This window comes from Polaribacter sp. HL-MS24, from assembly GCF_032758595.1.
In the GTDB taxonomy this organism is placed as follows: domain Bacteria; phylum Bacteroidota; class Bacteroidia; order Flavobacteriales; family Flavobacteriaceae; genus Polaribacter.
In genome coordinates this window covers 1851731-1867500 of sequence record NZ_CP136415.1, presented here as the reverse complement: position 1 = coordinate 1867500, position 15770 = coordinate 1851731, and the positions used below count along the sequence as shown (strand labels likewise).

The window sequence follows — 15770 nt, the reverse complement described above, 5'->3', positions numbered from 1 at the left end:
GGGTCATAAGGTATGTGCCCCTCACCGTAGCTTATCGCAGCTTATCACGTCCTTCGTCGTCTCTGAGAGCCTAGGCATCCGCCATACGCCCTTACTTAACTTATTGTACTTTTTGCTATAGTATAAATACTACAACGAGCTCTTTTATAATTCTTATAAAAATTCTGTCTAGAATATCTCTATTCTAAACTCTCTATCTTTTTGATTCTTACGATATCATTTTACCAATATGTCAATGAACTTTACAATTCTAAATCCAATAAACTGAACCTAAAATATCTTGTGGAGAATATCGGAGTCGAACCGATGACCTCTTGCGTGCAAGGCAAGCGCTCTAGCCAGCTGAGCTAATCCCCCGTGTTTCTAGTGGGCAGTCCACAGTGCTGAGTCTGCAGTCGATAACCGACTATGTTGGGTGAATAACCACTTCTAGAATTTCCTTCAAATAATACCAAAACTATTTCTTAAACTCAAAATCTGAACCTAAAAATTAGTAGTCCCGGGCAGACTCGAACTGCCGACCTCTACATTATCAGTGTAGCGCTCTAACCAGCTGAGCTACGAGACTATAATAGCTTATATTATTTGTTGTTTTATAAAATTAACAGCAAAGAGTAAAATGTACCTTTTGTAACTCACCATCTTTCTCTAGAAAGGAGGTGTTCCAGCCGCACCTTCCGGTACGGCTACCTTGTTACGACTTAGCCCTAGTTACCAGTTTTACCCTAGGCGGCTCCTTGCGGTGACCGACTTCAGGCACCCCCAGCTTCCATGGCTTGACGGGCGGTGTGTACAAGGCCCGGGAACGTATTCACCGGATCATGGCTGATATCCGATTACTAGCGATTCCAGCTTCACGGAGTCGAGTTGCAGACTCCGATCCGAACTGTGATATGGTTTATAGATTTGCTCTCTGTTGCCAGATGGCTGCTCATTGTCCATACCATTGTAGCACGTGTGTGGCCCAGGACGTAAGGGCCGTGATGATTTGACGTCATCCCCACCTTCCTCTCTACTTGCGTAGGCAGTCTCGTTAGAGTCCCCATCTTTACATGCTGGCAACTAACGACAGGGGTTGCGCTCGTTATAGGACTTAACCTGACACCTCACGGCACGAGCTGACGACAACCATGCAGCACCTTGTAATCTGTCCGAAGAAAACTCTATCTCTAAAGCTGTCAGACTACATTTAAGCCCTGGTAAGGTTCCTCGCGTATCATCGAATTAAACCACATGCTCCACCGCTTGTGCGGGCCCCCGTCAATTCCTTTGAGTTTCAGTCTTGCGACCGTACTCCTACAGGTGGGATACTTATCACTTTCGCTTAGTCACTGAGCTAATGCCCAACAACTAGTATCCATCGTTTACGGCGTGGACTACCAGGGTATCTAATCCTGTTCGCTCCCCACGCTTTCGTCCCTCAGCGTCAGTACATACGTAGTAGACTGCCTTCGCAATCGGTATTCTGTGTAATATCTATGCATTTCACCGCTACACTACACATTCTATCTACTTCCATATGACTCAAGTCAACCAGTATCAAAGGCAGTTCCATAGTTAAGCTATGGGATTTCACCTCTGACTTAATTGACCGCCTGCGGACCCTTTAAACCCAATGATTCCGGATAACGCTTGCACCCTCCGTATTACCGCGGCTGCTGGCACGGAGTTAGCCGGTGCTTATTCTTACAGTACCGTCAAGCACCTACACGTAGGTGGGTTTCTTCCTGTATAAAAGCAGTTTACAACCCATAGGGCAGTCTTCCTGCACGCGGCATGGCTGGGTCAGAGTTGCCTCCATTGCCCAATATTCCTCACTGCTGCCTCCCGTAGGAGTCTGGTCCGTGTCTCAGTACCAGTGTGGGGGATCTCCCTCTCAGGACCCCTACCTATCGTTGCCATGGTAAGCCGTTACCTTACCATCTAGCTAATAGGACGCATAGCCATCTTTTACCGATAAATCTTTAATCTCAAATTGATGCCAATCTGAAATACTATAAGGTATTAATCTTCATTTCTAAAGGCTATCCCTATGTAAAAGGTAGGTTCTATACGCGTTACGCACCCGTGCGCCGGTCGTCAGCGGAGCAAGCTCCCTGTTACCCCTCGACTTGCATGTGTTAAGCCTGCCGCTAGCGTTCATCCTGAGTCAGGATCAAACTCTTCATTGTATATTGTAATAATATGAATGAATGAGTTTCAAAAGAATTTACATTACGTTAATAATGCGGTTATTCTACTCTTTGTTTACGCTGTCAATTTCAATATTTTCAATGAACTTTTACCAATCCTTTAATTATCCTTAAAATAATCTCCTGAATCCAGTAATTTGTAAAAATGTTAGACTCGAACTAACTAACCTTAAAATCATAATCCGACCTTATTGTTATTCCAAAATTTCTCTGAACGTCTGTGCTATTTGTGTTAGCGGGTGCAAACTTAAAACTTATTTTTAACCTGACAATAAAAAAATATTCTTTTTTTTATCTTTTTTTTATCTTTTTTTAAACCCCTACCAATACCCTAAATACTTGCCGAAAATTCGGACTGCAAAGATACTACTTGTTCTGATGTAAAACCTAATAAAAACAAAACTAATTTATAACAAATCTCCCGTTTTTAAAAATCCCTTCTCAAAAAAAACAACACACGAAACAACACTCTCAATGAACTACAACTAATCCTTAAAACACTACCAGCGTTTTTCCATTAGCGGGTGCAAAGATACAACACCTTTTTCCTTTTTAAACTACTTTTTTTCGTTTCTTTTGAATCCTTTTTTGCAACCCCATTTAAAACACTGAAAATCGGAGGGTTGGATTGAGAATATTTTTACCAAAAAATGCATTGTTCGTGAAAAACCTAGGGATGCTCGCTATTTTTAGCATGTACAAAGTAGCCTGTGTTAGGGATTGAAGCATTTGTTTGAGCTCTCCCGCTCAGGAGCAGGAAGCGAGTGCGGAAAGCCCGACCACGCCAAAAAGCGTGGAAACACCAAAAAAAATGAGTGTTATAATAAGTACATATATATATTGTGTGAAAAATTGTTTTCTAATATCTTTGCGGATTCAAATGAAATAGATTCAATGATTAAAATCACTTTACCTGACGGAAGTATTAAGGAGTTTGCTGCGGGCAGTACTCCAATGGATGTTGCAAAAAACATTAGTGAAGGCTTTGCCAGAAATGTTATTTCTGCAAATTTTAACGGTGTAACCGTTGAAACTTCAACCCCACTGACGACAGATGGTTCTTTAATATTGTATACATTTAATGATGCCAGTGGAAAGAAAGCTTTTTGGCATTCTTCTGCACACGTTTTAGCAGAAACTATTTTAAGTTTCCACCCTACAGCTAAATTAACAATAGGACCTGCTATAGAAAACGGGTTTTACTATGATGTTGACTTGGGCGAAGAAGTGATTTCAGAAAATGATTTCAAACAGTTAGAAAATCGCTTTTTAGAGATTGCACGTGGCAAACACGAATTTAGCATGCGCGCTGTTTCTAAAGCAGATGCATTGTCTTTGTATCAAGGCGAGAACAATCCCTATAAAGTTGAGTTGATAGAAAACTTAACCGACGGAGAGATTACCTTCTGCGACCATAGTAATTTTACCGACTTATGTAGAGGAGGTCACATTCCAAATACAGGAATTATCAAAGCAGTTAAGATCATGAATGTTGCTGGTGCATATTGGCGCGGTGACGAGAAAAATAATCAATTGACGCGTGTGTACGGAATTTCTTTTCCGAAGCAAAAAATGCTCACTGAATATTTGGAATTATTAGAAGAAGCAAAAAAACGTGATCACAGAAAATTAGGAAAAGAACTCGAATTGTTTACCTTTTCTCAAAAAGTAGGGGCAGGTTTACCTTTATGGTTACCAAAAGGTGCCGCTTTGCGATCTCGATTGGAGAATTTCCTAAAAAAAGCACAAAAGAAAGCGGGCTATGAGATGGTGATGACACCACATATAGGACAGAAAGAATTGTATGTAACTTCTGGACATTATGAAAAGTATGGAGAAGATAGTTTTCAAGCGATAAAAACGCCTAAGATGGATGAGGAATTTTTATTGAAACCCATGAATTGCCCCCATCACTGCGAAGTATACAATTTCAAACCCTATTCCTATAAAGATTTACCAAAGCGTTTTGCAGAATTTGGCACGGTATATCGATATGAACAGAGTGGTGAATTACACGGTTTAACACGAGTACGAGGGTTTACACAAGATGATGCACATATTTTTTGTACGTCAGAACAGTTGGATCAAGAGTTTAAAGATGTGATTGATTTGGTTTTGTATGTATTTAAATCATTAGGATTTGAAGATTTTACAGCGCAAGTTTCGATCAGAGACCCCAAGAATCCAGACAAGTATATTGGAGATGTGGCTACTTGGGAAATTGCAGAAAATGCAATTATCAATGCCGCCAAAGACAAGGGCTTGGATTTTGTAATTGAAGAAGGAGAAGCAGCCTTTTATGGTCCTAAATTGGACTTCATGGTAAAGGACGCTTTGGGCAGAAATTGGCAACTTGGTACGATCCAAGTAGACTATAATTTACCAGAACGCTTCGATTTGACCTATAAAGGAGCCGATAATCAGCTACACAGACCCGTAATGATTCACAGGGCACCTTTTGGCTCAATGGAGCGCTTTATTGCAGTGCTGCTGGAACATACAGGCGGAAATTTTCCGCTTTGGTTGACCCCAGAACAGGTTATTGTATTGCCAATCAGCGAGAAATATCAAAAATATTCGGAAAAAGTTTTAGAATCGTTAGAAAATTCCGAAATTCGCGCCCTCGTAGACAGTCGAAATGAAAAAACGGGTCGTAAGATTCGAGATGCAGAAGTTAGCAAGATTCCATTCATGATTATTGTAGGCGAAAAAGAAGAAGAAGAAGGAACCATTTCTGTACGAAGACACGGAGAAGGAGATTTAGGAACATTTACTTTGGAAGAATTTGTTATCTTTATCAATAAAGAAGTAAGTAAGACTTTAGTAGCGTTTTAACTATTTTAGATTTAACTTTACCAAAGTTTAATAAAAATAAGGTTGTGCAAAATAACCACTGTTTAATTTTAAAATCATAAGCCATAGCAATCAGGAGATCAAGGTCTAAACGACCTTTAAGAGTAATCAAAGAAGACCAACACAGAATCAACGACAAAATTAAATACGTTAATGAAGTTCGTTTAGTTGGCGAAAATATAGAAGTAGGTGTCTATTCATTGGACAAGGCTAAAGAACTTGCCGCTGAGCAAGAGTTAGACTTAGTTGAAATATCACCAAAAGCTGTACCCCCTGTTTGTAAAATTATAGATTACAAAAAGTTCATGTATGAGCAAAAGAAACGTGAAAAAGTTCTGAAATCAAAAGCCACAAAGGTAATTGTAAAGGAAATTCGTTTTGGACCACAGACTGATGAGCACGATTATGAATTTAAGAAAAAACATGCAGTAAAGTTTTTACAAGAAGGAGCAAAATTAAAAGCATTTGTTTTCTTTAAAGGAAGATCTATCATCTTTAAGGAGCAAGGACAAATTCTATTATTGAAGCTGGCTCAAGAGCTTGAAGAATACGGTAAAGTTGAACAACTGCCAAGGTTGGAAGGAAAGCGAATGATTATGTTCATCGCTCCAAAAAAGGCCAAGTAGTACTGAAATATAAAAAAGAGAAGTAGCAATTTGTTAAATAGAAGATTCTTAATTTTTGAACATCTAATTTCAAATAGAAAACTAGAAAAATAATAAGCAAGTTAAAAACGAAGGAGAAATGCCTAAAATGAAAACCAAATCTAGTGCCAAAAAACGATTTAAAGTTACTGGTTCTGGAAAAATCAAAAGAAAGCACGCGTTTAAAAGTCACATCTTAACAAAGAAGTCTAAAAAACGTAAGCTAAGATTGACTCATGATACCTTGGTACATAAGTCAGATGTTTCAAACATCAAACAACAATTAGCTATATAATTAGTTAATTAGGGAATTTTATCAATAACCATGGAGTTTGGCAAAATAGAAGAATTGTGCATAGAGAAGTATTGAGGTTCACTCAAAATTTTTAAGTAATCAATCGCCAACTACAAAAAACAATTAAATTATGCCAAGATCAGTAAATTCAGTAGCCTCAAGAAAAAGAAGAAAAAAATCTTGAAGGCAGCAAAAGGGTACTTTGGACGTAGAAAAAACGTTTATACAGTAGCTAAAAATGCGGTTGAAAAAGGAATGCTTTATGCATACCGTGACCGTAAAAACAATAAGAGAAACTTTCGTTCATTATGGATTGTGCGTATCAACGCAGCAGCACGTTTACACGGAATGTCTTATTCACAGTTTATGGGAAAAGTGAAAGCAAATAACATCGAATTAAACCGAAAGGTTTTAGCCGATTTAGCTGTAAACAACCCAGAAACGTTTAAGGCTGTTGTCGAGAAAATTAAATAATTAATAATACTTGCTTATATATAAAAAACCCAAACCTTTGTTTGGGTTTTTTTATTAACTTTATGTCTCTAAAAAAACTGAAATGAAAACAATTTTAATCATCGTAGCGATTTGTCTGAGTGGAATCGTAAACGCTCAGGAGACTCTTGAGTCAGCCAAAACAATCGAAAATCAATTTGATAATCTTTATAAAAAATCAAGTAGTTATCAAGAATATAAAGTAATCAGTAAAGAACTGTTTCAAAATTTAAAACTTCAAACCTTAGACAGTATAGAACTTTACAAAAAACAATTGGCTGAAGAAAAAGGGCTATTGAAAATTGAAAAACAGAACCTTAGTAGCTTAAAGGCTAAAGAAAGTAAAACACAAACAGCATTGAAAAATGCGATTCAAAACGAAAATACCGTTTCACTCTTTGGATCTCCAGTAAGTAAAACAAATTACAGCCTGTTTCTGTGGTCATTAATTCTGATGCTTTTATGTAGCTTAATATACTTTATCTTTAAATACAAAAACAATATCTTTTTGACCAATGCTGCAAAAATACAATTGAAGGAAGCAGAAGAAGAATTGGCGATTCAACGTAAAAAAGCACTAGAGCGCGAACAAAAACTAAGAAGACAATTACAAGACGAAATAAATAAACAACGTAATGTATAGTTTTATTCCTGCTGAATTTTAACAAATTTCTCTAAATTATTAAAAAGCACTTTTTTTATGTATTAATATTTCGTAGATTTAGATTCAAGATTAATTTGAATACACAACCGTGAATATATTACATATAAGTGCAGAATGTTTTCCAATTGCTAAAGTAGGCGGTTTAGCCGATGTTGTAGGTGCATTACCCAACTATCAAAAAGAGCTGGGTACCAACAGCAATGTTGTAATTCCATTCTTTAACAATCGTTTTAACCAAGAACATACTTTTGAAGTAATATTCACTGGCAACCTTCAATTGGGAGAAACCTCATATGGGTTTCGAATTTTAAAGCTACTCAATAGCACATTGGGCTTTGATTTATTTTGTGTTGACATTACAGAATTACTGTATACAGAATATGTTTATTCAAATGATGATACGGAACGCTTTTTAGCTTTTCAAATTGCAACATTAGATTGGTTGCTAACCTTAAAAGAAAAACCCGATATACTCCACACACACGATCATCATACTGGATTAATTCCTTTTATGATCTCACAGAGTTTTCGGTATAAAACGCTAAAAGAGATTCCAACGGTTTTGACCATTCACAATGCACAATATCAAGGATGGTTCTCCCATGAAAAAACGTTTTTAATTCCTTCATTTGATAAAAAAAATATAGGATTATTAGATTGGGATGGAAGCATCAATCCATTGGCTTGCGCCATCAAATGTGCTTGGAGTGTGACTACCGTTTCTCCATCCTATATGGAAGAACTCAAGCTAAACGCAAATGGCCTTGAAGCTTTACTAAGCCATGAAAGTGATAAATGTGTTGGAATTATCAATGGAATTGACTGGAATGTTTGGGACCCAGAGAGAGATCCAAAACTTATCAAAAACTTTTCAAAAACCACCGTTGTTTCAGGAAAGAAAGCCAATAAGAAATGGTTATGTGAAAAATTTAATTTGGATAAAAACAAACCCTTATTCTGTTTTATCGGCAGATTAGTTGGAGAAAAAGGAGCTGATTTGTTTTTTGATATTTTTAAAAAATCTTTAAAAGAAAATACAATTTCAATATTACTCTTAGGCTCAGGACATAAAGAAACAGAACAGCAATTGGCTACACTCAATTCACATGCAGATTACAATTCATTTATAGGATATGACGAAACATTGGCACATATTATTTATGCTGGAGCTGATTTCTTATTAATGCCCTCCAGGGTTGAACCCTGTGGTTTAAATCAAATGTATGCCCTACGATACGGAACAACACCCATTGTAAATTCCATCGGAGGATTGAAAGACACAGTCATCGACATCGAAGATGGAGGATATGGAATCTGCCATGACGGGGTTTCAATCGATAAAGTAACCGCAGCCATTTCAAAAGCAGCATTATTTTACACCGATAAAAAGAGATTTCAAAAAAACTCAAGATCAATACTATCCATAGATTATTCATGGAGTCATTCGGCAAAAGAATATGTTCAATTATACAAATCCTTAAAATTATAAATTATGATTAATGATAAAGTACTATCCATTATTTTAGGAGGTGGTCAAGGATCTAGACTCTACCCATTAACAGCTGACCGATCCAAGCCAGCAGTCCCTATTGCAGGTAAATATCGATTGGTAGACATTCCTATTTCCAATTGTATCAATTCAGGGATTAAAAGAATGTATGTCCTAACACAATTCAATTCGGCGTCATTAAATCAACACATAAAAAACACCTATCACTTTAGCTTCTTTAGTTCTGCCTTTGTGGATGTTCTAGCCGCAGAGCAAACCATGCAAAGTGATAAATGGTTTCAAGGAACTGCCGATGCAGTAAGACAAAGCATGCATCATTTTTTGCAAAATGATTTCAAATATGCATTGATCCTTTCTGGAGATCAGCTGTACAATATGGATTTTCAAGACATGATCAAAAGGCATGAAGAAAGCAATGCAGAAATTTCTATTGCTACCTATCCTGTAAATGCGAAAGACGCTACATCTTTTGGGATTTTAAAAACCGATAAGCACCATACAATTACTTCATTTATTGAAAAACCAGACGCTAAACTATTACCCGATTGGACCTCAGAAGTAAGTGCTGAAATGAAAAAAGAAGACCGAAACTATTTGGCTTCTATGGGGATTTATATTTTCAATAAGGATTTGTTGGTTGAATTAATGAATGACCCGAAAACCATTGATTTTGGAAAGGAAATCATTCCACAAGCCATCAATAATCATAAAACTATTAGTTATTCATACGAAGGTTACTGGACCGACATTGGAAATATCGATTCTTTTTTTGAGGCTAACTTAGGACTGACCGACGATGTTCCAAAATTTAATTTGTACGATGAAAATCGTATTTATACAAGAGCACGAATCTTACCTACCTCAAAAATTTCTGGAACCTTATTAAATAAATCAATTATTGCCGATGGCTGTATTATCCTAGCTGCAAAAATTGAAAGATGTGTGATTGGTATCCGCTCAAGGATTGGAAAACAATCTACTATTTTAAATACCTATATGATGGGGAATGACAAATATGAGACCCTAGAAGAAATTGAAAAAAATAATATTCCTGTTCTATTGGGTATTGGAGATCGCTGCTATATCAATAACTGTATTATTGATAAAAATGTTCGAATAGGAGATGATGTACGAATAAATGGTGGCAAGCATTTGAAAGAAGCAGAAACCGACACCTATTTTATAAAAGACGGAATCGTCGTCATTAAAAAAGGAGCAACAATTGAAAAAGGAACTGTTATATAAATTAATTAGATGTCAAAAGTAATTACACATTCCCTATTTACAGATTTTGATATTGATTTATTCAAGGCTGGAAAACATTATAAGTTATACGAAAAATTTGGATCACATATTACCTCAGTATCAGGCATAGAAGGGACATATTTTGCTGTTTGGGCACCAAGCGCAAAAGAAGTTTCTGTGATAGGCGATTTTAATTTCTGGAACGACTAGGAGCATCAACTTCAAGTACGTTGGGATTCTAGCGGAATTTGGGAAGGATTTGTACCACATGCTGGCAAAGGAAATACCTATAAATACAAAATCAAAAATTCCAATACCAACGAAGTATTGGAAAAAGCCGACCCCTATGCTAGAAGATGTGAACATCCTCCAAAAACTGCTTCCATCATTTGGGAAGATTCTTATGCTTGGAAAGATACCTCTTGGATGAAAAACAGAAAAAAGAACAATGCCATAAACGCACCATATTCTGTATACGAGGTTCATTTAGGATCTTGGAAAAAAAAGGTTGAAGAAAATCGATTTTTAAGTTATCTCGAATTTGCAGACGAACTTGTAAATTACGTAGAGGAAATGAATTATACCCATGTCGAGTTTATGCCCATCATGGAATACCCTTATGACCCAAGTTGGGGGTATCAATTAACAGGATACTTCGCTCCTACTTCGCGATTTGGGTATCCCAATGAATTCAAATTTCTAATAGACAAGTTTCATGAAAAAGGCATTGGAGTGCTTTTAGATTGGGTGCCTTCACATTTTCCTTCAGATGCACATGGACTGGGGAATTTTGATGGAACAAATTTGTACGAACACCCAGATCCAAAGAAAGGATACCATCAAGATTGGAAGAGTCTTATTTTTAACTACGGAAGAAATGAAGTAAAGTCCTTTTTGATTAGTAATGCTATTTTTTGGCTAGAACACTACCATGCAGATGGATTGCGAGTCGATGCAGTTGCCTCGATGCTATTTTTAGACTACTCTAGAAAAGATGGTGAATGGGAACCAAATGAGTTTGGTGGTAGAGAAAACTTAGAAGCTATTGCCTTTTTAAAAGAAATGAACATTGCCGTTTATGAAAACTTTCCAGACGTTCAAACTATTGCAGAAGAATCGACCTCCTTTCCAAAAGTTTCAAGCCCCGTCTTTTTAGGCGGACTCGGTTTTGGAATGAAATGGATGATGGGCTGGATGCATGATACCTTAGAATATTTCGCAAAAGAACCTGCCTACAGAAAATACCATCAAAACGATTTGACCTTTAGCTTAAATTATGCCTTTACAGAAAATTTTATGCTTCCACTTTCACATGACGAAGTGGTCTATGGGAAGAAATCAATCTTAGATAAAATGCCCGGTGACGAGTGGCAACGTTTTGCCAATTTGCGCTTACTATATAGTTTTATGTACACACATCCTGGAACAAAATTCATGTTTCAAGGATGTGAGTTTGGTCAAGTATCTGAGTGGAATTTTGAACAGAGTTTGGACTGGAACCTCCTTGATTTTGAAGCACATAAAGGAGCGCAAAATTTTGTCAGAGAAATCAATACACTTTACAGAAACGAGCCTGCTTTGTATGCGAAACAATTTTCACATGAAGGTTTTGAATGGATTGATCACGGAGATCACGAACAATCCATTTTGTCGTATCTGAGAAAAAGTGATGATGAAAAAGATACGGTTATTGTTGTACTTAACCTCACACCGATTCCAAGAGAAAATTATCGAATTGGACTTCCTAAAAAAGGAACAATTATCGAAATTTTCAACAGTGACCAAAGTGCTTTTTTCGGATCCAATAACTTTAAAAATACTCAAAGAAACTCGCAGCGAAAAACATGGAATGGAAAAGAAAATTCAATTGCAGTGACATTACCTCCACTGGCAATGGTTGCATTCAAATATCAATAAAACAATTCACTATACATCCATTATCAAAAATGGTGAATTTATTCAATTATTCACCAAACAAACAAGCATTTCAAATCGGGTAAACAGTCCTTTACAACGAAAGCTATCCATCAGATTTTAAGGAAAATAAATCCTTTTATTGATCGGAAACCAAACGAATACGATATCGTAAAAAAGGAAGTGTAGTTTTCATTTTCTCGTTAACTTTTACGATTTTTGTGCCACAGATCTTACTAGAAAATTTATATGATTGTCAATACTGAATTAGAACATAAAGGAAATTTATTTCCATCAGAAATAGTTAACTACAAAAAGGACGTTGATACCCTTTATTTTACCACTAAGAATAATGTCATCCTACAACTAACCGTAGTACGCGATAGTGTCATCCGTTTTCGATATGCCACAAGTGGGAAGTTTGAAAATGACTTTTCATACGGTGTGACCGTTCATGCTAGTAGAGGCTATCTTTTTCTAGATGTAACTGAGGATAAAGAACATTACATCATTAAAACTTCAAAGTTAATTTGTAAAGTTGAAAAGCTTAGTTTACAAGTTTCAATCTATGACGCTTTAGACCTCACTCTTATTAACCAGGATGAGATTGGTTTTCATTGGGAAGAGAGTTATGAATATGGAGGCGACATTGTGAAAATGAGTAAAATCTGTCAAAAATCTGAAAGCTATTATGGATTGGGAGACAAACCTGTAGCAGTCAACTTGAAAGGAAAACGTTTTGAAAACTGGGCAACAGATTCCTATGCATTTGGAAAAGATACGGATCCCATCTACAAAGCAATCCCATTTTATACTGCATTACAAAATGATAAAGCTTACGGAATTTTCTTTGACAATACCTTTAAGACTCAATTCGATTTTGGACAAGAAAGAAGAAATATAACCAGTTTTTGGGCACAAGGTGGTGAGATGAATTACTACTTTATTTACGGTCCAAAAATGGAAGATGTAGTAATCAACTATACCGACTTAACAGGAAAGCCACATACTTTACCCCCTTTATGGGCATTAGGATTTCATCAATGTAAATGGAGTTATTATCCAGAAAGCAATGTAAAAGAAATCACAAAAACCTTTAGAGATTTAAAAATTCCATGTGATGCTATTTATTTAGACATCGATTATATGGAAGGTTTTCGTTGTTTCACTTGGGATAAAGAACATTTTCCTGACCCAAAAAGAATGGTAAAAGAATTGGAAGACGATGGTTTTAAAACCGTTGTAATTATCGATCCTGGAATTAAAATTGATTTAGAATACGATGTTTTTAAAGAAGCATTGGACAAAGATTATTTTTGTAAACGAGCAGATGGTCCTTATATGAAAGGAAAGGTTTGGTAAGGTGAATGTTATTTTCCAGATTTTACCAAACCCGAAGTAAGAGAATGGTGGTCGGGATTGTTTCAAGAATTAATTGAAGATATAGGAGTCAAAGGAGTGTGGAATGACATGAACGAACCTGCAGTTATGGATGTTCCTAACAAAACATTCCCTGATGATGTTCGCCACGATTATGATGGAAATCCTTGTTCTCATAGAAAAGCACACAATGTTTATGGTACACAAATGGCACGTGCAACCTATCATGGGGTGAAAAAATATGCGTATCCAAAAAGACCTTTTGTCATTACTCGATCAGCCTATTCAGGTGCACAACGTTATACCTCTACTTGGATGGGCGACAATGTAGCAACATGGGAACACTTATGGATTGCAAATGTGCAAGCACAACGTATGGCAATGTCTGGTTTTTCATTTGCCGGAAGCGATATTGGTGGGTTTGCAGAACAACCACAAGGAGAATTATTTGCACGATGGATTCAATTAGGCGTATTTCATGCCTTTTGTAGAGTTCATTCTTCTGGAGATCATGGAGATCAAGAGCCCTGGGTTTTTGGAGATGAAATTACTGATATTGTTCGAAAGTATGTAGAATTGAGATACCAACTCTTGCCCTATTTATATACTGCTTTTTGGAATTACATCAATAACGGAACACCGATTTTAAAATCACTTGTTTTATATGATCAAGAAGATCATGCAACACACTACAGAAGTGACGAATTTATTTATGGGGATAAAATCTTAGTTTGTCCAATTATTGAGCCGAATGCTAAAGGAAGAAGAATGTACATTCCAAGAGGGAACTGGTATAATTTCTGGACCAATGAAGTCGTCGAAGGTGGAAAAGAAATTTGGGTCGATGCAGATCTAGACACCATCCCTATCTTTATTAAAGAAGGTGCAGTGATTCCTAAGTATCCTGTACAACAATATGTGGGTGAAAAGAAATTTAATGAAATCACTTTAGAAGTATACTACAAAGACGGAAAAGAAAAATCTCAATTGTATGACGATGCCCACGACGGTTTTGATTATAAGAAAGGAAGGTACAGTTTACGTACCTTTAAAGTAACTGGTAAAAAGGACGAATTTATCTTACAACAACACAAGCAAGGAAACTTCAATGCCGATTATACACAGTTTATCATCAACTTCCACAATTTGCCTTTTACAATCAATTCAATAGAAGTTGATAATGTAAAAATCCCTCTTGAAGAATTAAAGACGAACGGGAAGAACTCAATTATTGTCGATAAAGAATTTACAGAATTGCATTTGTCGATAGAAAAATAATACGAAGCTTTGTGAAGCTATACCCATCTATAAAACTAAAAAACCTCAAACTATAATTTTGAGGTTTTTTATTGGAATCATATTTGGGTTTAAAAACCGTCACTCAATTGTTTCAGTTTTTCTGTATTCTCTGCCATCATCAATTCATCAATAATTTTCTGAATGTCTCCGTTGACAATATTAGAAAGGTCGTATAAGGTTAATCCAATTCGATGATCAGTTACCCTTCCTTGAGAATAATTATAGGTTCTAATCTTTGCACTACGATCTCCAGAAGAAACCATAGAACCGCGCTTTAAGGCATCTTCCGCATTTTTCTTTGCCAACTCCATATCATACAAACGCGAACGCAGTACTTTAAAAGCTTTCTCTTTATTTTTGTGCTGACTTTTCTGATCTTGACACTGAGCAACCAAACCTGTTGGAACATGTGTTAAACGAACAGCCGAATAGGTGGTGTTTACCGACTGACCTCCTGGACCTGAAGAACAAAAGAAATCGATTCGTACATCTTTGGGGTTGATTTCTACATCAAACTCTTCAGCTTCTGGAAACACCATACAAGTTGCTGCAGAAGTATGAACCCTACCTTGTGTTTCGGTTTGTGGGACTCTTTGTACACGGTGAACTCCTGCTTCAAACTTAAGCGTTCCATACACGTCTTGACCAGATACTTCAAACTGAATTTCTTTAAAGCCTCCATTAGTTCCTTCAGAATAATCTACTGTAGAAACTTTCCAACCTTTGCTTTCACAATATTTTGAATACATACGAAACAAATCTCCTGCAAATATACTCGCCTCATCTCCACCTGTTCCAGCTCGTAGTTCAACTACTGCATTTTTAGAATCTTCAGGGTCTTTCGGAATTAATAACAACTTGATTTCTTCTTCCAATTGAGGAATTCTCAAATTGGCTTCATCAATCTCCAATTTAGCCATTTCATTCATCTCAGCGTCAGACCCGTCAGAAAGAATCTCTTTTGCTTCAACAATATTATCCAATAACGTTTGATATTCCTCTCCCTTTCTAACAACATCTCCTAGGTCTTTGTATTCTTTGCTCAATAGCGCATACCGCTTTTGATCCATGATAATTTCTGGCTGAATGATTAAATCAGAAACCTCATCATAACGCTGCTTTACAATTCTTATTTTATCTAACATCTGTTGTTCTTTTCTTGGGTTGCGAATTTACAATTTTTATCGGAAAGTTAATTCGTTCGTTTTAAGTAAATTTACCAATCAATCTCCATAATTCAAGAATGAATCTAAAATTTACCTTGTGCGAAAAGGAGTCGCGA

7 protein-coding genes, 2 tRNA genes, 2 rRNA genes and 3 pseudogenes (1 of these 14 cut by a window edge) are annotated in these 15770 nt (G+C 36.5%); 9 read left to right on the top strand and 5 right to left on the bottom strand.

The genetic code is table 11. The features are described 5' to 3' along the window. The 4 genes from RRF69_RS08840 to RRF69_RS08825 form a co-directional block, all read right to left on the bottom strand. A 23S ribosomal RNA gene (locus RRF69_RS08840) occupies positions 1–106 on the bottom strand; it reaches 2812 nt to the left of the window's first position. Positions 107–283: 177 nt separating this feature from the next. Next, positions 284–357: transfer RNA gene (locus tag RRF69_RS08835), tRNA-Ala, on the bottom strand. Positions 358–494: 137 nt separating this feature from the next. Beyond that, positions 495–568: transfer RNA gene (locus RRF69_RS08830), tRNA-Ile, on the bottom strand. 84 nt (positions 569–652) lie between these two features. Further along, positions 653–2171: ribosomal RNA gene (locus tag RRF69_RS08825) — 16S ribosomal RNA — on the bottom strand. Together the 16S and 23S rRNA genes with 2 tRNA genes alongside form the textbook arrangement of a ribosomal RNA operon. A gap of 915 nt (positions 2172–3086) precedes the next feature. On the opposite strand from RRF69_RS08825, the gene thrS reads away from it, so the two are divergent. From thrS to RRF69_RS08780, 9 genes and pseudogenes are all read left to right on the top strand, one after another. Then, positions 3087–5027 (top strand): threonine--tRNA ligase, encoded by a 1941-nt coding sequence (gene thrS, locus RRF69_RS08820; protein ID WP_316939446.1) that lies wholly within the window; start codon positions 3087–3089, stop codon positions 5025–5027. 146 nt (positions 5028–5173) lie between these two features. Next, entirely contained in the window at positions 5174–5671 is a 498-nt protein-coding gene (gene infC, locus RRF69_RS08815; RefSeq protein ID WP_316941128.1) for a translation initiation factor IF-3, read from the top strand. A 118-nt stretch (positions 5672–5789) separates the two neighbouring features. Beyond that, positions 5790–5984, top strand: coding sequence for a 50S ribosomal protein L35 (gene rpmI / locus RRF69_RS08810; RefSeq protein ID WP_316939445.1), 195 nt, complete (start codon positions 5790–5792; stop codon positions 5982–5984). A 130-nt stretch (positions 5985–6114) separates the two neighbouring features. After that, positions 6115–6458, top strand: a pseudogene (rplT, locus tag RRF69_RS08805) (50S ribosomal protein L20). An 82-nt stretch (positions 6459–6540) separates the two neighbouring features. Beyond that, a complete protein-coding gene (locus RRF69_RS08800) occupies positions 6541–7119 on the top strand; it encodes a hypothetical protein (protein ID WP_316939444.1) in 579 nt (192 codons plus the stop codon). 109 nt (positions 7120–7228) lie between these two features. After that, positions 7229–8629, top strand: coding sequence for a glycogen/starch synthase (locus tag RRF69_RS08795; protein WP_316939443.1), 1401 nt, complete (start codon positions 7229–7231; stop codon positions 8627–8629). 3 nt (positions 8630–8632) lie between these two features. Continuing rightward, complete coding sequence (locus tag RRF69_RS08790) at positions 8633–9895, top strand: glucose-1-phosphate adenylyltransferase (RefSeq protein WP_316939442.1); 1263 nt, start codon at positions 8633–8635, stop codon at positions 9893–9895. A 9-nt stretch (positions 9896–9904) separates the two neighbouring features. Next, positions 9905–11812: pseudogene (gene glgB, locus RRF69_RS08785) on the top strand (1,4-alpha-glucan branching protein GlgB). Between the two features lie 246 nt (positions 11813–12058). Then, positions 12059–14467 (top strand): annotated as a pseudogene (locus RRF69_RS08780) (glycoside hydrolase family 31 protein). A gap of 89 nt (positions 14468–14556) precedes the next feature. Here the strand turns inward: RRF69_RS08780 and prfA are convergent. Then, on the bottom strand, positions 14557–15633 hold the full coding sequence (prfA, locus tag RRF69_RS08775) for a peptide chain release factor 1 (protein WP_316939440.1): 1077 nt from the start codon (positions 15631–15633) through the stop codon (positions 14557–14559). Positions 15634–15770: the final 137 nt, after the last annotated feature.